The organism is Stappia sp. MMSF_3263, from assembly GCF_030733745.1.
Lineage (GTDB): Bacteria > Pseudomonadota > Alphaproteobacteria > Rhizobiales > Stappiaceae > Stappia.
The window spans coordinates 140,769-160,656 of the sequence record NZ_JASHIK010000008.1 but is presented as its reverse complement, the minus strand read 5'-3'; the positions used below and the strand labels follow the sequence as shown (position 1 = coordinate 160,656).

Here is a 19,888-nt window from a genome sequence, read left to right as displayed (position 1 = left end):
GGTTACAGCAGCCCAGCTTCCTGGAACTTCGCTTCCACGATGTCCTTGTCGAAAGGCTTCATGATGTACTCATTGGCCCCGGCCCGCATCGCGCGGGTGATATGCGCCACATCGTTCTCGGTCGTGCAGAAGACGACGATCGGCTTGTTGCCGCCGTCTTCCTTGCGCAGCGACAGCAGGAACTCCAGGCCGTCCATTTCCGGCATGTTCCAGTCGAGAAGGATCGCGTCGGGCATCCGCTCGCGGCAGGCGGTGAGGGCCTTCAGACCGTCTTCCGCCTCGGAGATCTCGAAGGAGAGATCTTCCAGGATGCGTCGGGCCACCTTGCGGATCACGCTGGAATCGTCGACGACGAGACAGTGTTTCATTTCATTTGCTCCCGAGTGCCGTAGATCGGCATTTCGTTCCAACGCGCGCGCCTCAGGCGGCCGCCAGCGGCTCAGAAACCATGGCGCCGAACAAGCGGGCGACATCGAGGATGATCATCAGCTTGCCGTCGAGGCGGTGGACACCGCCCGAGATCTCGGCCCAGCGTTTGTCGAGGTTGGACGGATTGGCCTCCATCGAGTCGCCGGACAGGCGGAGCACTTCGCCCACCTGGTCGATGACCAGACCGTAGCTTTCGCCCTTGTGCTCGATCCCGACTGCCATGACCTGGGCGTTCTTGTCCCGGTTGGGCAGGTGCAGGCGCTTGCGCATGTCGATGGCGGTGACGATGCGGCCGCGCAGGTTGAGCACGCCGGCAACTTCCGGCGCCGCGAGCGGCACACGGGTGAGGCTCTCGGGAACGAAGACGTCGTGCACCTGGCTGATCGGGAGGCCGAAAAGCTGGCCGCCGATGATGACCGTCACATACTGGATGGTATCGTCGATACTGGCCGCGAGGTTGTCATTGTGCTTCATGCCGCAATCCCCATTTCACCGGCGAAGAGGTCCTTGAGCGAGGCGATCAGCCCCGGACGGTCGAATTTCGCCACATAATCGTCGAAGCCTGCCTGGCGTCCGCGCTCGATCGAGGCCGGCGAGACGACCGCCGACAGGGCCAGGATCGGCATCTTGCGGAAGCGCGGATCGCGACGAAGCGCCTCGCAGAACTCAAAGCCGTTGATTTCCGGCATCTCGATGTCGCTGACGATGGCCTGGAAGCGGTCGCCGTTTTCCAGCAGCTCGAATGCCTGGTTGGCCCCGGTGCAGGCGGTCACGTCGTAGCCGGCGGCCTTGAGAACCGGCGTCAGCATGTTGCGGAAGAAGGCGCTGTCGTCGACCAGAAGGACCTTCTTGGTCAGCGCGGCGATGTCCATCTCCTTGCGCATGAACCAGTCCTCGAAGGCCTGCGGCAGGTAGTAGCCAAGATCGATGATCTCGGTTGCCTTGTCCTTGATGACGGCCGAGCCGAGGACACCGGCGCGGTCGGATCCGACCTCGATGTTCATGCGATCCTCGACGATATCGACGATCTCGTCGACCACGAGGCCCATCGAACGCCCGGCATCGGAGAAGACCAGCATCGGCTGGGTGCCTTCGCCGCGATGCGCCTGCGAGGGATCGATGTAGACCAGCGGCATCAGCGCGCCGCGATACTGCACCAGGTCGCGACCGTTGGAATGCTCGATCTTGGAGACATCGAACTCTTCCAGACGGGTGACCAGCGACAGCGGCACGGCCTTGGGCTCGGGCGAACCGGCGCGGAAGAGCAGCATGGATACGCTCGACTGGCCGTCGATGGCGGAGGCCATCGCTTCTTCGGCTTCCTTGCGCTCGCCTTCGGCGACGACGCTGGAGGCATGGCTTGCCATGGCCGAGGCGACGCCGTTCGGGTCGATGATCATGATCACCGCGCCGTCACCCAGAATGGTGTTGCCGGAGAACATGGTCAGGTTGCGCAGCATCGTCGACATCGGCTTGACGACGATTTCCTCGGTGTGGAAGACGCCGTCGACGACAACGCCGAAGGTCTGGCTGCCAACCTGCATTACGACGATGAAACCGGTGTCGGCCTCGATCTCCGTCTCGCCGTCGGGTCCGTCGAAGCCGAGCAGGTGCGACATGTGGACCAGCGGCAGCAGCTTGTTGCGCAGGCGCAGGACAGGCGTGTCCTTGATGCGTTCGATCCGGTGCTCGGAATTCGACTGCACGCGAACGAGCTCGACCACGGAAAGCTGCGGGATCGCGAAACGGTCGCCACCCGCCTCGACGATCAGCGCCGAGACAATGGCCAGCGTCAGCGGGATCTTGATGATAAAGCTGGAACCGCGGCCGGGAGTGGAACGCAGGTCAATCGACCCGCCGATCAGCTCGACATTGTTGCGCACCACGTCCATGCCGACGCCGCGGCCCGAGACGCTGGTGATGTTCTGGGCGGTCGAGAAGCCGGCGTGGAAGATGTATTTGTGGATCTGCTGATCCGTCATCTTGTCGAGCTCGGCCTCGGAGGCCAGCCCGCGCTCCAGCACCTTGGCCTTGACCCGGTCGACATCGATGCCGCGACCGTCGTCCTTGACCTCGATGATGATGTGGCCGCCTTCATGATAGGCGGAGAGCGTGATCGTGCCCTTTTCCGACTTGCCGGCCGCCTTGCGGTCGCTCGGCATCTCCAGGCCGTGATCGGCGGAGTTGCGGATCATGTGGGTGAGCGGATCCTTGATCAGCTCCAGGACCTGCCGGTCAAGCTCGGTCTCGGCGCCGACCATCTCCAGCTCAATCGGCTTGTCGAGTTCCTGGCTGAGGTCGCGCACGATGCGCGGCAGCTTCTGCCAGGCGTTGCCGATCGGCTGCATGCGCGTCTTCATGACGCCTTCCTGCAGCTCGGCGGTCACGTTGGACAGGCGCTGCAACGGCACCTTGAATTCGGAATCCTCGTGGCGACGGGAGATCTCGAGCAGCTGGTTTCGGGTGAGGACCAGCTCGGAGACCATCGTCATCAGGTGTTCGAGCGTCTCGACCGCGACGCGGATCGACTGGCTCGACACGGAAGCTTTCTTCTCACCCTTCTCAGCGGGCTCGCGGGCGGCGGTCTCTCCACCGCGGGGGCGGGCCTTGACGGCGAGCGGGGGAGCCGTCTCCGCCTCGATCTCTGCATCGGCGGCAAGCTCGGCCGCGTCGATCTCGGAGATCGGATCGGACACGGGAAGCTCGACCTCGCACTCGGCTTCGCGGAAGGCGCGCTCGAGATCGTCAAGCGAGACCTCGCCGGGGCGCAAGGGGCGTTCGAGCACCTGCTCGACCAACTCGCCGCGCGCCATCGCCTCGTCCTCTGCGGTCGGCGCCGCAGCCTTGCCACCGGTGGTGTCGGCGGAGAGCGACATGCGCTCGAGCTCGGAAATCAGATCGTCGTCGCTGCCCTCGGGCTCGGCGCCGCCGGCCGCTTCGAGATCGGCAAGGATTTCCTTGATGCGATCGATGGACGACAGAATGAGCGACACCGCGTCGGGCGTCACCTTGGCGCCGTCGCGGAACTTGCCCATCAAGGTCTCGCCGGCATGGGCGAGAGCCTCAAGCCGGGGCAGGCCGAGGAAGCCGCAGGTGCCCTTGATCGTATGGACGAGACGGAAGACGTTATCGAGAATCTTCGCGTTATTCGGTTCTTGTTCGAACTTGACGAGCTCGACGTCGACGACGTCCAGGCTCTCGTTCGTTTCTGTGAGGAACTCGCTAAGCAAGTCGTCCATGGCCAAACTCACCCGACTGGTTACTGGTACACGACCCGGACGTTGTGTCCGGGCAACCCATCCCTGCCAGTGAGAATGCGTCTCAAACAGTTAAGATAGACTGAAACGAAACGATGGCCTTTGAAGTCAGTTTATCCTGCTGATGATGCAGTAATTTTCACCCCATCATCTTCCTTAACGACTTCTAAATCCATGCCCGACTCCCGAGCCAGCAAGACCGCATAGACCGGCTGGACGGTGTGTGCATCGATTCTTTCGGGTTCCTTGCCGGATGTCATGTCAAGAACGAGAGCAGGAACCTTGGTTGTTGATCCTGTTACTTTCAACCGGAAGGTGGGCGACTGTGCCTCGCCGTCCATGCTGACGGTAATCAGGCCGCCACGGGGAACGCACTGGTTGGCGAGAAGAATAAGGTTGAGCAGCAGCTTGACCCTGTTCTTCGCCATCAGGAGGCGGGGAACCTGCCAGTTGAGATCGGCCTTTTCGTTGGCAAGGAACCCGGCGGCGACCGAGTGGGCATCGCCCAGGTCGATCTCGGCGCCGGCGGACCCGGCCGCACCAAAGGCAAGGCGGGCGAACTGGAGCTTGGCCGAGGCCTGCCGCGCGCTCTTGCGGATCAGGTCCATGGCGAAGTCCTTCATGTCCTCGTTGTCCTCTTCATCGAGAACCTCGAGGCCATTGGTAATGGCGCCGACGGGGGAGATGATGTCGTGGCAGACGCGGCTCGCCACGAGGGCGGCCAGGTCCAGGGCGCTGAGGTCGTCGATGGCGGTCATGCGGTCGTCCTTGGGCGGGCGTGGTGTCGGTCGTTCCAAATGGCAGTCCTGCGCGATTCGCGGATTTGCGAAAGCGTTACACTCCTCGTCCCGCACTGCCAAGCGGTGGCGCCGGCGCAAACCCGGTCACCAGGGGCAGTTGGCCGCCATTTACCAGGCACACCCCAGCCGCACGGCGGCGTCGCGCGCGGTATCGAGCAGCGTTTGCGGGTCGGCGAGGAAGAGGAAGCGATTGATTTCAGAGTGAAACAGAAGAAGGTGGCCGTCGTGAAGGGCAAAGATCGCCGGATTTCCGATGGTGACGAAACCGCCGGCAAGCGCGGTCGGGTCGCAGCCTGTCAGATGGGGTGCGTAGATCCGCGGGGCCTTTTCGAAGGCCGCGCGGTTGCCCTCGTTGACGAACATCCAGACGGTATCGCCCCAGCGCAGCTCGTATTTCTGTTGCCCGCGCCGGGGTTTTCTGTCGATGAAATAGGCAACCGGATCATTGCCGCCAAGCGCATAGCCGCTGACGGGGTCCGTGGCGTAGTCGAGGGCTTCTACCGCTTGCGGGGCGGCAAGGGCGAGCCATGACGCGAGCACGAGCCAGGCCGAGGTGGTCGACCATAATCTTTTCCGATTTCGACTACACTCTGACATCGAATCAGTCCTGACGCCCGAAAGGCATGTGACTGTGCCCGCATCCCGGGCCGGCGGGCAACCGCAGATCTTCCGCCAGGTCGACGGGAACCGCCGGCCGTCACCGCCCGGAGCGGACCGGGAGACCCTGCCTCCGCCACCGGAGGCACCATGACCATGCGCCCGGGAACGCAATCGGGGCCACCTACCTGCGAAGGACCAGACCGAGATGATAGCAGCCCTTTCCGCCCGCCTTGCCCCCTTCTTCGCCAGCGTCTTTCGCAAGGCAGGGAGCTTGGCACTGATGCCCGCCGCCGCCCTTGCGCTGGGCCTTGCGCTTGCCGGGTCGCCGGCGACGGCGCAGCAGCCTGAGCAGTATAGCCAGGACGAACTGGTCGGGGCAGGGCACCGCTTCTTCGGCCAGATTTCAGGCGGTCTTGCCTCGGTCGTCGAGCGCGCGGTGCAGCAATACGGCCAGCCGAACGGCTATATTCTCGGCGAGGAAGGCTCGGGCGCGCTGCTGGCCGGAGCGCGCTATGGCGAGGGACAGCTCTTCACCCGCAACGCCGGCACGCACAAGGTGTTCTGGCAAGGGCCCTCGTTCGGATGGGACATCGGCGGCGACGGTGCCCGTGTGATGATGCTGGTCTACAATCTGCCGGACACTTCGGCGATCTACCGGCGCTATGTGGGCGTCAACGGCTCGGCCTATCTGATCGGCGGTTTCGGCATGACGGTGCTGTCCAACCACGACGTCTACGTGGTTCCGGTGCGCGCCGGTGTCGGCGCCCGGCTTGGCGTCAATGTCGGCTATCTGAAGTTCACGCAGAAGCCGACCTGGAATCCTTTTTGACAAGGGCAATGCCGTCGCGCTTGGCGCGGGACCTTGCGTCTTGTATCAGGGAGGGAGCGTAGCGCCCGGGCAGCGTCGCGCTGCCGGATGCGTATCCGGGCAATCACACGAAAAAGCCCGTCCGGCGAAGGCGGGCCCAGGCAGTATGGCCAGGGACATGGCCAGGAACATGGATGGTCGAGGCGATCAGGGTTCCAGACGGTGGTGAGCGGTCTTGATTGAATCGGCAATGTATGTGGCGCTCGGCTTTTGCCTCGCCGGCCTTCTCGCGGTGGCTCTCGTGCCGTCGATATGGCGGCGTGCGGTGCGGCTGACACGAAGGGCGGTCGAGGCGACCACGCCTATGACCCATGCCGATGTGCGTGCCGAGATAGCGGCCCTGCGCGCAAGCCATGCCATCGAGTACCGGCGGTTGGAATCCGGGCTCGAGCGACTGCAGCAGCAGGCGACGGCAAACCGCATCGCCCGGGATCGGGCGGAAGCGCTGTCGGGCGATCTGCGCAAGGAATTCATCTCCCGCGAACAGGCTCTTGCCGACGCCATGAGCCGCGAGGCGGATCTGCGCCGCGAAATCCAGGAAAACCAGGAGACGATTGCCCGATCGGGAGCGCGTATCCGCGATCTCGAGCGCCTGTTGAAGCGGTTGATGAGCGCACAGGCCGGGGAGACGCCGGAGGCGGTGGCCGGCAGCGCGTCGCTTGGCGAACCGGGTGAGGTCGTGATCACCTCGGATGCGATGGCGGAAAAGGCTTCGATGCCGGCTGACGATACGCTTGGCAGCGCTTCCGACACGATGCGCGTAACCGCGCTGGAGACCGAGATCGCGGCGCTGCGCCGGCAGTTGAAGCGGGCGACGGACCGCAACACGCGCCAGACCGGCGAAGATGCGGGAGAGAGCAGCGGCGCTGAAACGGACCGCGCCGCCTCGCAGCTCACGCGGCAGGAATTGCGCGCCCGTGACGACCGGCTCTTCGAGGCGGAGTCAAAACTGATTGCCGCACGCGCGGAGATTACCCGTCTGTCGGTGCTCGCCGAGGGAACCGGGTCCGACAGCGAGGCTCCGGCGGCCGAGGCTGCACGGCTTGCGGCGGAGAACGAGAGGCTGCGGGGCGAGCTCGGCGCCAACGCCGATTTCCTCGCGCTGCGGGGCGAACTGGCCGACCTTGCCTCCGCCGTTGTTCTCTCGCTCGGTACCGAGGAGGATCTGGAGCCGGTCGCCGTCACCGACAAGGATGGCGGGGACGAGCTGGCCGCCTCCGGCAACGTGACCCAGTCGCTGGCCGCCCGCATCCGCGCGGTGCGTAGCCGCATGGGTGCCGGCACGTTGGAGGCCGCCAGAAACGGGACGGCGGAGGCCGACAAGGGAGGCGCCTCGACGCCGCCGATCCTGCCGGGACCCGCCCGTGCCAGCTCCCGCGGCAAACGCAAGGCCGGTGGCTAGGGCATTGGCCCGGCCGCGGTGACGCGCAAGGCCCGTCAGCCGGTGGCCGTGCTCTTTGCAGCGAGGCGCGCGCGGATGCTTTCGACGTCGGCGCGCGGTGTGGCGGCGAAGAGAGTGCGCGTGTATTCATGCGCCGGGTTCGTGAAGACCTCGTCGCGTGTGCCGTATTCGACTGCCTCCCCGAAATACATCACCATCACCTTGTCGGCGATGTAGCGCACGACCGAGAGGTCATGGCTGATGAAGACATAGGTGAGGTTGAATTCCTCCTGCAGGTCGGCAAGCAGGTTGAGGATCTGGGCCTGGACGGAAAGATCGAGCGCGGAGACCGGCTCGTCGAGCACCAGAAGCTTGGGACGAAGCATGATGGCGCGGGCGATGGCGACGCGCTGGCGTTGTCCGCCGGAGAACATATGCGGGTAGCGGCCGTAATGTTCCGGCTTCAGACCGACCTTTTCCAGCATGGAAAGCGCGGCGTCGCGCCGCTCGCCCGCGCTCATGGTCGTGTTCAGAAGCAGGGGCTCCTCGAGCACGGCGCCGATCTTCTGGCGCGGATTGAGTGAGCCGTACGGATTCTGGAAGACGATCTGCACCGCCTGGCGCATGTCGCGCGTGATGCCGTGCCGGCCAATGTCGATCCGCGTGCCGTCGATCTCGATCGTTCCGGAGGTGGCAGCATCGATCATCGTCAGCATGCGGGCGAGTGTCGACTTGCCGCAACCGCTTTCGCCGACGACCGCGAGTGTCGAGCCGCGCTCGACGTCGAAGCTGACATCCTTGACGGCATGCAGAAGGCGCGGGGAGGCGAACAGGCCCCCTGCGATGACATAGTCGCGCTTCAGGTTGCGGACCTTGAGGATCGGGTCGCTCACGGGCGGACCTCCGTGTTGCCATGAGCTGCGAATGTCTCGGCGAAATCGGCAACGGTCGGCAACCGGTCGCCGGTGGCGTTTTCCGGCAGCGCCGAAAGCAGCGCCTTGGTGTAGGAACTGGACGGGCTCTCGAAGAGCGTCAGCACATCTGCCGTCTCCATCTGTCGCCCCTGGTACTGGACGACGACACGGTCGGCGGTCTCGGCGACGACACCCATGTCATGGGTGATCATGATCAGTCCCATGCCGTGGTCACGTTGCAGTGCCGTCAGGAGGTCGAGAATCTGCTTCTGGATGGTCACGTCGAGCGCGGTGGTCGGTTCGTCGGCGATCAGCAGCTTGGGATGGCAGGCGGTGGCGATGGCAATCATGACGCGCTGGCATTGGCCGCCGGACATCTGGTGCGGGAAGGCCTTCATGCGGCGCTCCGGCTCGGGGATGCCGACGGCGGTCAGCAGTTCGACGATGCGGTCGTGCCGTTGCCGGCGATTCAAGTCCGTATGCGCCTTGAGCACCTCGTCGAGCTGGAAGCTTACGGTGAAACAGGGATTGAGGCTCGCGATCGGTTCCTGGAAGATCATCGAGATGTCCTTGCCGATGACCTTGCGGCGCTGGGCCGCGGTCAGCGTGCGCAGGTCGATGCCTTCGAAGGCCATGCGGTCGGCGGAGACGGTCGCGGTGTCGGGCAGGAGGCCCATCAGGGCCAGCATGGCGACCGACTTGCCGGAGCCGCTTTCACCGACAATCGCAAGCACCTCGCCCGCCTCGACGGAGTAGTCGACCCCGTCGAGCGCGCGGAACGCGCCGCCAACGGTGTCGAACTCGACCCTGAGATTGCGGATTTCGAGCAGGCTCATTGTCTCAGCTCCGCTTCAGCTTGGGATCGAGGGCATCGCGCAATCCGTCGCCGACAAGGTTGATGGCAAGCACCGTCACCAGAATGGCAAGGCCGGGAAAGGTGACGACCCACCAGGCCCGCAGGATGAACTCGCGCGCCTCGGCCAGCATTGTGCCCCATTCCGGCGTGGGAGGCTGGGCGCCCATGCCGAGGAAGCCGAGGGCGGCGGCGTCGAGGATCGCACTGGAGAAGGAGAGTGTCGCCTGGACGATAAGAGGTGCGAGGCAGTTGGGCAGGATCGTCCTGAACATCAGCCGGATATTGCCGGCGCCGGCAAGGCGTGCGGCGACGACATAGTCGCGGCTGCGCTCCGACAGCACGGCGGCCCGGGTGAGGCGGACGAAATGCGGCTGGAGGACCAGTGCGATGGCGATCATCGCGTTGACGAGGCCCGGGCCCAGCACGGCGACGAGAACCAGCGCGAGCAGCAGTGAGGGGAACGCGAGGATGACGTCCATGATCCGCATGATGACCGTGTCGACCCAACCGCGGAGATAACCGGCGACGAGACCCAGCACGATGCCGCCCGAAAGGGCGATGGTGACCACGACGAGACCGATGAACAGCGAGAAGCGGGCGCCGTAGATCAACCGCGAGAGAATGTCGCGGCCGACCGCATCGGTGCCCAGCAGGAAGGCGGCCTTGCCGCCGTCCTGCCATACGGGCGGCGTCAGGAAGCTGTCGCGGTATTGCAGGTCGGGATCGTGCGGAGCAATGAGCGGGGCGGCCAGTGCCACGATGACGAGGGTGACGAACACGACAAGGCCGATAACGGCGCCGCGGTTCTGGGAAAAATAGAACCAGAACTCGGCGAGCATCTTGCGCGTCGCGTCGCGGCTTTCGGCTGCGACGGAGGCGGGAATCGCGGAAGCTCCGGTGGACGGTTCTGTCATTGTCTTTTCTCCGGCGCTCAGTGGTGGCGGATGCGCGGATTGACGAGGCCGTAGAGCATGTCGACCGTCAGGTTCACGATCATCACGATGGCGGCGATCATCAACAGGCCGCCCTGGACGACCGGGTAGTCGCGTCTCGAAATGCTGTCGAGCATCCACTTGCCGATGCCAGGCCAGGAGAAGATCGTCTCGGTAAGGATCGCTCCGCCCAGCAGCACGCCGACCTGTAGGCCGATCGTCGTGATCACCGGAATGAGGGCATTGCGCAGCGCGTGCAGTCCTATGACCCGGGAGGGTGCGAGGCCCTTGGCACGGGCCGTGCGCACGTAGTCCTCGCCGAGCACCTCGAGCATGGCCGAGCGGGTCTGGCGGGCGATCACCGCGAGCGGGATCGTCGCCAGCACGATCGAGGGCAGGGCGAGATGGCTGAGAGCGGAGGTGAAGGCACCTTTCTGGCCAGACAGGAGACTGTCGATCAACATGAAGCCGGTCACCTGAGGAAAGAAGAACATCAGGGAGATGCGGCCCGAGACCGGCGTCCATTGCAGGATGCCTGAAAACAGGATGATGAGCAGCAGGCCCCACCAGAAGATCGGCATCGAATAGCCGATCAGAGCCGTCCCCATGATTGCCTGGTCGGCGACGGAGCCCCGACGAACGGCGGCGAAGATGCCAAGCGGCAGTCCTATCGCGACGGCCAGGACGATGGCGCACAAAGCCAGTTCGACGGTGGCTGGGAACAGGGTGAAGAACTCGGTGACCACCGGCTTCTTGGTGACGATCGAATTGCCGAGATCGCCTGTGAGAACGCCGCCGAGATAGTCGAAATACTGCTCCCAGATAGGGCGGGAGAAGCCGAACTGTTCCATCAACTGACGGTAGCGTTCCTCCGAAACGCCGCGCTCTCCGGCGAGCAGCAGCACGGGGTCGCCGGGCAGCACGCGAATGAAGCCGAAGGAGACGATGGTCACGCCGAGAAAGGTCGGCACGAGCAGCAGCAGCCGGCTGAACAGGAAACGGATCATCTTGATGCATCCAAACGACCGCACCGGCCGGTAAGGGCCGGTGCGGGAAATCGATGGGCTACCGCCGGACCCGAACGGGGTCGCGGCGGCGCTTCGATGTCAGGGTCATTCGGCGATGTCGACGCCGTCGAACCAGTGGCCGCCGAGCGGGTCCATGACATAGCCGCTGACCTTCGAGGACATCGGCATGAACACGACCGAATGGGCTATGGTCGCCCACGGAGCCTGTTCCTTGAACACGACCTGCGCCTGCTCGTAGAGCTTGGTGCGCTCTTCCTTGTCGGAGACCACCTTGGCCTTCTGGATCAGGTCCTCGAAGGGCTGATGGCACCACTGGGCGCGGTTGGCGCCGCCGACGGCATCGCAACCGAGCAGCACGGCGAGGAAGTTGTCCGGATCGCCGTTGTCGCCGGTCCAGCCGAGCAGCACGGCGCCGTCGCGGTCCTTTTCCTTGGAACGGGAGAGATACTCGCCCCACTCATAGGAAACGATCTCGACCTCGACGCCAACCTTGGCGAAGTCGGCCTGGATCACCTCGGCCATGCGGCGTGCGTTCGGATTGTAGGGGCGCTGCACCGGCATCGCCCAGACCTTCATCTTCAGGTCGGAAACACCGGCTTCCTCGAGCATCGCCTTGGCCGCATCCGGATCGTAGGGATCGTCCTGGATGGTGTCGTTGTAGGACCACATGGTCGGCGGGATCGGGTTCTTGGCTGCCTGGCCGGAGCCCTGGAACACCGCGTCGAGAATGGCCTGCTTGTTGATGGCCATGTTCAGGGCCTTGCGGACCTTCGGATTGTCGAAGGGGGTCATCTGAGTGTTGTAGGCGAGGTAGCCGACGTTGAGCCCCTGCTGCTCCATCAGCGTCAGGTTGCCGTCAGCCTTGATGTCGGCGATGTCGGCGGGCGCCGGATAGGGCGCCACGTGGCACTCGCCGGCCTTCAGCTTCTGCAGGCGCACGGCCGCGTCGGTCGTGATGGCGAATACGAGATTGTCGATCGGCTGCTTGCCACCCCAGTAATCGGCGAAGGCCTGATAGCGGATGACCGCGTCCTTCTGGTAACCGACGAAGGAGAACGGACCGGTGCCGAGCGGCTCCTGGTTCATCATCTCCATCTTGCCGTCGGCAGCGAGCTTGTCGGCGTATTCGGCGGAGAGGATCGAGGCGAAATCCATCGCGAGGTTGGCGATCATCGGCGCTTCCGGCCGGTTGAGCACGAATTTCACAGTGTGGTCGTCGACCTTGACGATCTCCTTGATGAGATCAGGCATCGACATGCCGTTGAAATATTCCCAGGAGGCCCCGGCCGTATAGGCGTGCCAAGGGTGATCCTTGTCGAGCTGGCGACCGAAAGAGTAGATCACGTCGTCGGCGTTGAAGTCGCGCGTCGGCGTGAAAAAGGATGTGGTGTGGAACTTCACGCCCTTGCGCAGGTTGAACGTGTATTCCAGGCCGTCGTCGGAAACGCTCCAGCTTTCGGCAAGACCCGGCAGGACTTCGGTGGTGCCGCGCTTGAACTCGACAAGGCGGTTGTACACCGGCTTGGAAGACGCGTCGAAGGTGGTGCCCGCGGTATAGAGTGCGGTGTCGAAACCCTCCGGCGAGCCTTCCGAGCAATAGACAAGGGTCTTGGATTGCGCGGCGGTAGCCGCGATAAGGGCGAGACTGACGCCCAGTAGCGCAGCCTTCATGGTGCGGCGAATGATCATTGAAAATCTCCCGTTTGTATCTTCGGCCGCGCCGGAAGCATCCCGGTATTTTACCTTGTGGAAGCTGCATTTGCGTGGCGGCGGCCTTGCGCGCACGATAAAGCCGCGCTCTATCGCTTACAATAGAACGCATTGTTCTATTTTGCCTGCCTGAACGGAATTTTCTTCCTGGGAGCGTCGATTGCAGAACTGCTTTCGTCACTTGTTGCTTGCATGCGTGTGCAGGCAAGGCCGGTGCGCAAGGCGCACACGCGGAGGGCGACCGCGTGGCGGCTCGATGTCAACGTCAACCCGCGCTGCCGGACAAGCAGAGCGGAAACAAACGGCCCCGATCAGGCCGGCTCAACGACAAAAGCCCCGCCAGTGGCGGGGCTTTTGACAGGCGTTCCGATGAGCCATCCGGGCATTTACCGACGCCGGGACCCGCAAGAAGCGGGGCCGGGCAGTCGGCCAGTGCCGACGGGCGGGCTCGAGTCGAGGGCCGGAGGAACCGACAAGGCAGACGCGGGAGGCGTGTGCCTCAGGCGGCCTTCTCCTCGGGTTCGCGCAGCACATAGCCGCGGCCCCAGACGGTCTCGATGTAGTTCTTCCCCGACGTGGCGGCTGCGAGCTTCTTGCGCAGCTTGCAGATGAACACGTCGATGATCTTCAGTTCCGGCTCGTCCATGCCGCCGTAGAGATGATTGAGGAACATCTCCTTGGTGAGCGTCGTTCCCTTGCGCAGGGAAAGAAGCTCGAGCATCTGGTATTCCTTGCCGGTCAGATGCACGCGCTGGCCGGAAACCTCGACGGTCTTGGTGTCGAGATTGACGATCAGGTCGCCCGTGGTGATGACCGACTGGGCATGACCCTTGGAGCGGCGCACGATCGCATGGATGCGGGCCACGAGCTCGTCCTTGTGGAACGGCTTGGTCATGTAGTCGTCGGCGCCGAAGCCGAGACCGCGTACCTTGTCCTCGATGCCGGCAAGACCGGACAGGATAAGGATCGGTGTCTTCACCTTGGACACGCGAAGCGTGCGCAGGACCTCGTAGCCCGACATGTCGGGCAGGTTGAGATCCAGCATGATAATGTCGTAGTCGTAGAGTTTGCCGAGGTCGATACCTTCCTCGCCAAGATCCGTCGTGTAGACGTTGAAATTTTCGGACTTAAGCATCAACTCGATGCTCTGCGCCGTGGCGCTGTCATCCTCGATCAACAGGACACGCATGCCAATCCCCTATGTCTGCCTATCCTGGGCAAGCCGCGCCGGCCGATACGCTCCCGGTGCTCTAAGGACTGCAGTTAACTTCGACTCACTGTGTGAGACAATGGTTAACAAATTCTGATTCACACCTGCAAGCTCCGATGAGGGTAGATTGGAAATCTTTTCCAATCACTTGAAAAATATATGGAAATCCTTTCCATAGAATCTTCAAGTTTCACATTAACGAGCCGCTACAAACGACTCACGTGACTCACCTCTACGCCGAACGCGGGTCCCAGGCTGGCTTTCCATCCATGAACCCTCGCAATTAAGATTAACCAAACTCGTAAATGATAGGTTACCGTGAGGTCGCTTTCTGGGACCTTCTTTACCGACCCTTGAGGATCAGATGGACCCGCTGTTTGCAGAACTGGAAGCGCTCATGCCCGCGGAGGTCTATGGCCGGGTGGTCTCCGTGCAGGGTTTGCTGCTGGAAATCGCCGGTCCGATCCACGAGATGAGCGTCGGCGCGCTGCTCGCTGTGGAAAGCGGGGAGGGCGGTCTGCCGGTTCATGCGGAGGTCGTCGGTTTTCGCGAGGAGCGGGCGCTTTGCATGCCCTTCGCGGGTCTGGAAGGGGTACGGATGGGCTGCCGGGCGGTTCTGGTGGCGCGCGAAAGCCTTTCCTATCCCTGCGACGCCTGGCTCGGACGTGTGGTCAACGCCATGGGCGAGCCGATCGACGGCCGCGGTGCGTTGCCGGCGGGAGGTGAGCCACGCCGGCTCAGGTCGACGCCGCCGCCGGCCAACGAGCGCGGCCGTGTCGGCCCGCCGCTTGATCTCGGCGTCAGGGCGCTCAACACGTTCGTCACCTGCTGCGAGGGACAGCGGATGGGCATCTTCGCCGGCTCCGGCGTCGGCAAGTCGGTGTTGATGTCGATGATCGCGCGCAACATGGCCGCCGATGTCGCGGTCATCGGCCTGATCGGGGAACGCGGCCGCGAGGTTCAGGAATTCATCGAGGACGATCTCGGGCCGGAGGGTCTGGCCCGTTCCGTGGTGGTGGTCGCCACCTCGGACGAAAGCGTGCTGATGCGCCGCCAGGCCGCCTATCTGACGATGACCGTGGCGGAGCATTTTCGCGACGCCGGCAAGAATGTCATGTGCATGATGGATTCGGTGACGCGTTTCGCCATGGCGCAGCGCGAGATCGGCCTGTCGGTCGGTGAGCCGCCGACCTCGAAAGGATACACGCCGACCGTCTTCACGGAACTGCCGAGACTACTGGAACGAGCCGGACCGGGCCGTTCCGGCTCCGGCTCGGTGACGGGGTTGTTCACGGTGCTGGTCGAGGGCGACAATCACAACGAACCCGTTGCCGATGCGGTGCGCGGCATTCTCGACGGGCATATCGTGATGGAGCGTGCGATCGCCGAGCGCGGCCGCTATCCGGCTATCAATGTGCTGAAATCCGTGTCGCGCACCATGCCGCGCTGCGTGCCGGACAATGTGCAGCCTTTGCTGCGCAAGGCCCGTGCCCTGATGGCGACCTACACCGACATGGAGGAACTGATCCGGCTTGGCGCCTACAAGCGCGGTTCGGATGCGGTTGTCGACGAGGCCATCCGGCGCCATGACGCGCTTGAAACGTTTCTCGGGCAATCGAAAGGAGAGGCGAGTTCGATCGAAGCGGGCTATGTTGATCTTGCCAACCTTTTGGAAATGACTCTCGCGTAGGTTGGCATCGGTAACGGGAGTATCGAGTAATGAAGTCGCGTGAGAGTCTCATTCGCCTGAAGCAGTTCCAGGTCGACGAGCGCCGCCGCCAGCTGGCTCAGATCGAGTCGATGGTCGACGAGTTCAAGCGCATGGCCCGTGAGCTGGACGATCAGATCGCCGCGGAGCAGCAGCGTGTCGGGATCACGGATGTCGGTCATTTCGCTTATCCGACCTTTGCAAAGGCAGCCGCGCAGCGTCGCGACAACCTGCTGAATTCGGCTGAGGAACTGACCGACCAGCTGGAAGCCGCGCGCGAGGACCTGCGTGCCGCGCTCGAGGAATTGAAGAAGTTCGAGCTGCTGGAAGAGCGTGATCAGATCCGCGAGCGCAACGAGCGCGAGGCGGCCGAGCAAGAAGCCCTGGACGAGATCGCCTCGCGTCGCAAGACTGGCGGAACCTCGCGCTAGGAGTTCGATTTTTCTGAGTCTGTTTTGGGGTGGACGCCGGCCTGGCGCGCGCCCTTTTCGCGCTGTGCCGATGTCAGCGGTCGGCGAGCTTGCGGCCGGGCCCGTCTCATGGGATAGCAACACCCATGTCGACGATCCGAGATGCGGCGGCCGGCAAGGCCCACAAAGAAGGTGCCCGGAGCGGGGTCGCGGCCTCCATCGATATCCGGCGGCGCTCCGTCGCGGCGAGGCAGTGCGTTTCCGCACCTGTTGGCAACGGGCGCGATGCCGGTCTGCACGCGGCACCCATGCGCTGGAACGTCTGCCAGATCTTGCCGCCGATCTCGCCGAGCAGACTGCGGAGTAGCTGACGCGTGCGCCGTCTTGTTCTCGCCCTTGTGCTTCCCGCAGCAACGGTTTCTTTCGTGCTCGGCCTGACGCTGCCCCTGATGGAGCTGGAACGGCTCTTCTTCCTCACCGATCGACCGTCCTTGCTCGAAATCGTCAACGGACTCTGGCGGGACGGAGAGGCCGGACTTGCCGTGCTTGTGGGAGCCCTGTCGATTGCCTTTCCGGCGGCCAAGATCCTGGCCCTGCATGTCGCCGCAGTTGCCGGCCGGTCGGGACTGGGACTTGCGCTCATGCACGGACTTGGCAAATGGTCGATGATGGATGTGATGCTGGTTGCCCTGGTCGTCTTCGCGGCGAAGACCAGTGGTCTTGCCGCGGCAGCGACCTTGCCCGGCCTGTGGTGCTATGGCGCCGCCACGCTGCTGACAGCCTGTGGGGCCTGGTTCGTACATCGTGGTTAGGTTTCGGGAGAGCCTGTCGCCAGAGCGTGGCCGCATCATTGTGCCGGGTGTCGCAAGAACGCCGTTTCAGCGATTGGGGCGGTGATCGCGCTTCTGGGGAGATGAGGACGGGCTCTTGTCCGCAGGATCGTTCGACGCCGCGTCTTGCGTTGACCGGGCCGGTCTGGAGCGTCGGTATGCATCGAGCCAGCGCACGGCCTGGCTTTCGGGGATGCGCAGGTGCTTGCAGCGCAGATGCGCCAGGGCGAGAAAGACCTGGTCCGAGGTGCCGGCCGCGTGGCACAGCGAAATGAGCTCGTCGATGCCGTCCTGGAAGACCGCCTTCTGGACGGCGCCGAGGCTGCGACGGGTCTGCCGGGCAAGCAGGTCAAAGGCGTCGTTGGTACGTCCCTCGGCAAGCAGGACAAGCAGCATCGAGCCAAGCCCGTAATCGCCGGACTGGACGAGACGCCAGGCTTCCTCCACGTCGCAGGTTTCCATGAACAGGTTGAAGCGACGGCGCATGTCCTGGCGCATGACGTCGGCCGCGGTCAACTCGCGCGGGTCCGCGCCGCTCATGATGGCCTCGAGCCGCACCCGTGTGCTGGCATTGACATGCGGGATCAGCCATTCGCAGATCAGCGGGGTCAGATCAGAGCGCGCGGCCATCTTGTTGCGCAGCGGCATGTCGGAGAGCGAGCGCTTGGCCAGCGTCCGCAGGGCCCAGTCGGACAGGTCGCTATTGGTGTTCTCCGCCACGGCGCGCCAGACCCTGGTGGGGCCCCGTTCGACCAGCGCGTCGGAAACCCGGCCGGGAAGGTCGGCGCGCCTGGCAATTGAGACAAGGTGGGATTGCGGCATCCGCCTGGCGATCTTGACCAGATCGGCCTCCGTCAGGGCGGGGCTGAGCTCGAGCATCGGCTGGGCGACGGTGATTTCGTCGGTGGCGAGACGATAGGCAATGGGATGCGGTGTCTCGCTCCATGGCGCCATGCGTTGCGACAGGCGGGCGCGATCCTCGATCTGGCTGCCGTCCAGAAGCTTCATGATGACTTCGCAGAACAGGCGAAGCTCTTCGTCGCTGTGATGCCCGACGCGGTCCAAAAAAAGGTCGGCGACGCGCTGCAACAACTTGCGGCGCGCCTCGCGTGTCGGATTGCGAGCGAGCTTCAACAGTTCGTTGAGCATCCAGTGTCCTTCTCAGGGAGCGAAGGATAACAGCAGGCCGTTACCAATCAGTTGCACTGAAATGGCGGTCGCGCCGCTGATTTCACTCTGATATATCACGTTCCGAGTTCAAGTCGCGCTTTCGTCGGCCAGCAGATGCCCGGCATGGCGTGTCCGGAAAGCCATCAAGGAGACTTTCATGCCAAGCGGCCAGCATCTCGTCGACGGAACCTGGATTGTGGGAACCGCCACCTTCCAGGCCAGCAATCCCGAGACCGGGAAAACGCTTGCACCTGCTTTCGCGGAGGCCGATGCGGCAATCGTCGACCGTGCGGCGGCGGCGGCCGAGGCCGCCTTTGCCGATTACGCCACTCGCCCGATCGCGGCGCGGGCCGCGTTCCTGCGCAGCATCGCCAGCGAGATGGAGGTAGCGGGCGCCGAAATCATCGCGCGGGCACGGGCCGAAAGTGCCCTGCCGGAGGCGCGTCTGACCGGTGAACTCGGCCGAACCACCGGCCAGCTCCGGTTCTTCGCCGACTGGATCGAGGCCGGACATTGCTTCGATGCACGTATCGACAAGGCCCTGCCGGAGCGCAAGCCGGCGCCGCGTCCCGATATCCGCTCGATCCTGCGTCCGATCGGGCCGGTGGCCGTTTTCGGTGCGTCGAACTTTCCGCTCGCCTTCTCCACCACCGGCGGCGACACCGCCTCCGCGCTCGCGGCCGGTTGCCCGGTCGTGGTCAAGGGACATCCGTCGCATCCCGGCACGGCCGAACTGGTCGCACGCGCCGTGTTGGCGGCGATTCGCGCCTGCGACATGCCGGATGGGGTGTTCTCTCTGGTTCAGGGTGCCGGACATGCCTCGGGGGCTGCGTTGGTCGCCCATCCGCTGATCCAGGCCGTGGGGTTCACCGGCTCCCTGAGGGGCGGGCGGGCGCTTTTCGACATTGCGGTTTCGCGGGAGCAGCCGATCCCCTTCTACGGGGAGCTGGGCAGCATCAATCCGGTCTTTGCCCTGCCCGCAGCCCTTGCCGGGCGTGCGGCAGAGCACGGCGCGGCGTGGGCGCAGTCGTTGACGCTCGGGGTCGGCCAGTTCTGCACCAATCCTGGCGTCGTGGTGGCACTCGACGGAGCGGATCTGGATGCGTTCCTCGCGGCCGCGGACGAAGTGCTGGCCAATGTTTCCGCGCAACCGATGTTGAACGCGGGAATTGCCGGTGCCTATCGCCGCGCGGTCGAGACACGCGATCAGGAAGGGGATGCCCGACGTCGTGGCGAGAGAGGAGACGAGGCGGACCGAAGCGCCGGAAAGGGCTGTCACGTGGCGCCCGCAGTGTTTGAGACAAGTGCGGCGGCGTTCCTTGCTAGGTCGGGCCTTCACGAGGAAGTGTTCGGCCCTGCCGCGCTGGTGGTGCGCTGCCGGGACGAGGGCGAGCGGGCGGCGGTGGCCGCAGCGCTCGAGGGGCAGCTGACGGCGACGCTGCTGATGGAAGATGCCGACACGGCGATCGCGCGGGCATTGCTGCCGGTGCTCGAGCGCAAGGCCGGGCGGCTGCTCGTCAACGGTTATTCCACAGGCGTGGAAGTGTGCCATTCGATGATGCATGGCGGACCGTATCCCGCCTCCACGGACACCCGCTCGACCTCGGTGGGGTCACGGGCGATCCTGCGCTTCCTGAGGCCGGTGGCCTATCAGAACATGCCGGTAGCGCTGTTGCCCGAAGGGCTTGGCGATGGGGACCACGGACCGTGTCTGGTTGACGGGGCGGCTCTATCGGCTAGGTAAGTAAGGAAGATTCGAGGGCCCGCACGCCGGGTGCGGGTCCC

General features: G+C 64.2%; 18 protein-coding genes. 6 read left to right on the top strand and 12 right to left on the bottom strand.

Features of this window, described 5'->3' with window-relative positions; translation table 11 throughout:
• Positions 1 to 2: 2 nt before the first annotated feature.
• The 5 genes from RBB46_RS11230 to RBB46_RS11210 all read right to left on the bottom strand — a co-directional run bounded on the left by RBB46_RS11230 (position 3) and on the right by RBB46_RS11210 (position 5,026).
• Entirely contained in the window at positions 3 to 368 is a 366-nt protein-coding gene (locus RBB46_RS11230) for a PleD family two-component system response regulator (RefSeq protein ID WP_306029069.1), read from the bottom strand.
• A 52-nt stretch (positions 369 to 420) separates the two neighbouring features.
• A complete protein-coding gene (locus tag RBB46_RS11225) occupies positions 421 to 903 on the bottom strand; it encodes a chemotaxis protein CheW (protein ID WP_306029068.1) in 483 nt (160 codons plus the stop codon).
• Positions 900 to 3,668 (bottom strand): hybrid sensor histidine kinase/response regulator, encoded by a 2,769-nt coding sequence (locus RBB46_RS11220; protein ID WP_306029067.1) that lies wholly within the window; start codon positions 3,666 to 3,668, stop codon positions 900 to 902. Before RBB46_RS11220 ends, RBB46_RS11225 begins: the two co-directional genes overlap by 4 nt.
• A gap of 131 nt (positions 3,669 to 3,799) precedes the next feature.
• Positions 3,800 to 4,444, bottom strand: a complete 645-nt coding sequence (gene chpT / locus RBB46_RS11215) for a histidine phosphotransferase ChpT (RefSeq protein WP_306029066.1) — start codon at positions 4,442 to 4,444, stop codon at positions 3,800 to 3,802.
• Positions 4,445 to 4,594: 150 nt separating this feature from the next.
• Positions 4,595 to 5,026 carry a YHS domain-containing (seleno)protein gene (locus RBB46_RS11210; RefSeq protein WP_306029065.1) on the bottom strand — a complete coding sequence of 144 codons (432 nt, stop codon included), beginning with the start codon at positions 5,024 to 5,026 and terminating at the stop codon, positions 4,595 to 4,597.
• A 265-nt stretch (positions 5,027 to 5,291) separates the two neighbouring features.
• On the opposite strand from RBB46_RS11210, the gene RBB46_RS11205 reads away from it, so the two are divergent.
• Complete coding sequence (locus RBB46_RS11205) at positions 5,292 to 5,915, top strand: DUF1134 domain-containing protein (protein WP_306029064.1); 624 nt, start codon at positions 5,292 to 5,294, stop codon at positions 5,913 to 5,915.
• Positions 5,916 to 6,129: 214 nt separating this feature from the next.
• A complete protein-coding gene (locus RBB46_RS11200; protein ID WP_306029063.1) occupies positions 6,130 to 7,356 on the top strand; it encodes a hypothetical protein in 1,227 nt (408 codons plus the stop codon).
• Positions 7,357 to 7,391: 35 nt separating this feature from the next.
• On the opposite strand, the gene RBB46_RS11195 is transcribed toward RBB46_RS11200, so the two are convergent.
• The 6 genes from RBB46_RS11195 to ctrA all read right to left on the bottom strand — a co-directional run bounded on the left by RBB46_RS11195 (position 7,392) and on the right by ctrA (position 13,964).
• Entirely contained in the window at positions 7,392 to 8,228 is an 837-nt protein-coding gene (locus RBB46_RS11195; RefSeq protein ID WP_306029062.1) for a dipeptide ABC transporter ATP-binding protein, read from the bottom strand.
• Positions 8,225 to 9,085 carry an ABC transporter ATP-binding protein gene (locus RBB46_RS11190; RefSeq protein ID WP_306029061.1) on the bottom strand — a complete coding sequence of 287 codons (861 nt, stop codon included), beginning with the start codon at positions 9,083 to 9,085 and terminating at the stop codon, positions 8,225 to 8,227. The genes RBB46_RS11195 and RBB46_RS11190 overlap by 4 nt, the downstream gene beginning before the upstream one ends.
• A gap of 4 nt (positions 9,086 to 9,089) precedes the next feature.
• Entirely contained in the window at positions 9,090 to 9,944 is an 855-nt protein-coding gene (locus tag RBB46_RS11185; RefSeq protein ID WP_306029110.1) for an ABC transporter permease subunit, read from the bottom strand.
• A 92-nt stretch (positions 9,945 to 10,036) separates the two neighbouring features.
• Positions 10,037 to 11,044, bottom strand: coding sequence for an ABC transporter permease subunit (locus RBB46_RS11180; protein WP_306029060.1), 1,008 nt, complete (start codon positions 11,042 to 11,044; stop codon positions 10,037 to 10,039).
• A gap of 105 nt (positions 11,045 to 11,149) precedes the next feature.
• The gene (locus RBB46_RS11175; protein ID WP_306029059.1) at positions 11,150 to 12,754 is read right to left on the bottom strand and encodes an ABC transporter substrate-binding protein; all 1,605 of its coding nucleotides are present in this window, start codon (positions 12,752 to 12,754) and stop codon (positions 11,150 to 11,152) included.
• A 520-nt stretch (positions 12,755 to 13,274) separates the two neighbouring features.
• On the bottom strand, positions 13,275 to 13,964 hold the full coding sequence (gene ctrA, locus RBB46_RS11170; RefSeq protein ID WP_306029058.1) for a response regulator transcription factor CtrA: 690 nt from the start codon (positions 13,962 to 13,964) through the stop codon (positions 13,275 to 13,277).
• Positions 13,965 to 14,349: 385 nt separating this feature from the next.
• Between ctrA and fliI the strand changes: the two genes are divergently transcribed.
• From fliI to RBB46_RS11155, 3 genes are all read left to right on the top strand, one after another.
• A complete protein-coding gene (fliI, locus tag RBB46_RS11165) occupies positions 14,350 to 15,675 on the top strand; it encodes a flagellar protein export ATPase FliI (RefSeq protein WP_306029057.1) in 1,326 nt (441 codons plus the stop codon).
• A gap of 29 nt (positions 15,676 to 15,704) precedes the next feature.
• The gene (gene fliJ, locus RBB46_RS11160) at positions 15,705 to 16,124 is read left to right on the top strand and encodes a flagellar export protein FliJ (protein ID WP_306029056.1); all 420 of its coding nucleotides are present in this window, start codon (positions 15,705 to 15,707) and stop codon (positions 16,122 to 16,124) included.
• A gap of 353 nt (positions 16,125 to 16,477) precedes the next feature.
• Positions 16,478 to 16,915 carry a paraquat-inducible protein A gene (locus RBB46_RS11155; RefSeq protein ID WP_306029055.1) on the top strand — a complete coding sequence of 146 codons (438 nt, stop codon included), beginning with the start codon at positions 16,478 to 16,480 and terminating at the stop codon, positions 16,913 to 16,915.
• Positions 16,916 to 16,981: 66 nt separating this feature from the next.
• Here RBB46_RS11155 and RBB46_RS11150 read toward each other — a convergent pair whose 3' ends face one another.
• Positions 16,982 to 18,082 (bottom strand): DUF2336 domain-containing protein, encoded by a 1,101-nt coding sequence (locus tag RBB46_RS11150; RefSeq protein WP_306029054.1) that lies wholly within the window; start codon positions 18,080 to 18,082, stop codon positions 16,982 to 16,984.
• Positions 18,083 to 18,260: 178 nt separating this feature from the next.
• Here RBB46_RS11150 and RBB46_RS11145 point away from each other — a divergent pair, with 178 nt between their 5' ends.
• Entirely contained in the window at positions 18,261 to 19,847 is a 1,587-nt protein-coding gene (locus tag RBB46_RS11145; RefSeq protein WP_306029053.1) for an aldehyde dehydrogenase (NADP(+)), read from the top strand.
• Positions 19,848 to 19,888 lie beyond the last annotated feature (41 nt).